Raw genomic sequence first — 1,437 nt, 5'->3', positions numbered from 1 at the left:
GAGCGTCCCCGTCGGGCGGGTGTGTCCTCGTTCGGGATCAGTGGCACCAACGCCCACGTCATCATCGAGGAACCCGAGATGACTGAGCGGGAAGCAGACGGGGTACCGGTCGCTGGTTGGGGTGTGGTGGCGTGGGTGGTCAGTGCCCGCACTTCCCGGGCGCTGGCGGGGCAGGCTGCCCGGCTCAGCGACCACCTGTCAGGTGCGGGTGAGGGTGCGGATGTGTGGGATGTGGCGTTCTCGCTGGCGGGCCGGTCCCGGTTCGAGGAACGTGCCGTCATCCTCGCCACCACCCGCGAAGACCTCCTCCAGAGTTTGAACGCACTGGCAGGTGGGGCAGCCGACGCGAGGACGGTGACCGGCTCGGCGACGAGCGGCGAGACGGCTTTCGTCTTCTCCGGCCAGGGCGCCCAGCGCCCCGGCATGGGCCGCGACCTCTACGACCGTTTCCCCGTCTTCGCCAAGGCGCTGGACGAGGTCTGCGCCGCGGTCGATCCCCACCTGGGACGCTCCCTGCGCGAGATCATGTGGGACACCGACAGCCCGGCCATCCACGACACCCAGTACACCCAGCCCGCACTGTTCGCGTTCGAGACGGCGGCCTACCGGCTGCTGGTCTCGCTCGGCGCGCGCCCCGGGTGGCTGGCAGGTCACTCGGTCGGTGAGATCACCGCCGCGCACATCGCCGGCGTGTTCACCCTTCACGATGCCGCCCGTCTGGTCACCGCCCGCGGCCGCCTCATGCAGGCCCTCCCCACCGGCGGCGCGATGCTCGCCGTCCAGGCCCCCGAAGACCGCCTCACCCCCCTGATCACCGGCCTCGAAGACCGGATCGGGATCGCCGCGGTCAACAGCCCCACCTCCACCGTCCTGTCCGGCGACAGCGACACCCTCGCCCGCATCGAGTCCGAACTCGCCACCGCGCAGATCAAGTCCACCCGGCTCAAGGTCAGCCACGCCTTCCACTCACCCCTCATGGAACCCATGCTGGAGGACCTCGTCTCGGTCCTGGCCGAACTGGACTTCAAGGAAGCACGTTTCCCGTACGAGTCGAACCTGGGGCCCAGCTGGTCGTGGAGCTCTCCCGAGTACTGGGTGGAGCACGCCCGCAGGGCGGTCCTCTTCGAACCGCTGGTCGCACGGCTGGCGGCGGCGGGAGCCGGCGTCTTCGTCGAGGTGGGCCCCAGCCCGACACTGTCAGGGATGATGCTGGAGTGCCTGGGGGAGTTGGGCGCAGCGGTCGTACCGATGTCCCGTAAGGGCATGCCGGAGCCCGACGGCCTGCTGCGCGCCGTGGCCGAAGCGCACGTCGTGGGTGTGGAGCTGGACTGGACGACCCTCACCGGCACGCGTACCCGCGTCGACCTGCCCACCTACGCCTTCGAACACGAGCGGTACTGGCTGGAGTTGGTCGAGGGCCGGGCGGATGTGGCATCG

1 protein-coding gene is annotated in these 1,437 nt (G+C 69.9%); it reads left to right on the top strand.

Annotated features, from left to right (window positions below):
• Positions 1–21 precede the first annotated feature (21 nt).
• Positions 22–1,437: type I polyketide synthase (locus NLX94_RS38655; RefSeq protein WP_254387984.1), on the top strand; the 1,416-nt coding region annotated here is incomplete at its 3' end.

It is taken from the genome of Streptomyces sp. TBY4, assembly GCF_024213195.1.
Classification (GTDB): domain Bacteria; phylum Actinomycetota; class Actinomycetes; order Streptomycetales; family Streptomycetaceae; genus Streptomyces.
The sequence above is the reverse complement of the archived record's forward strand: the minus strand, read 5'-3'. Positions and strand labels throughout refer to the sequence as shown.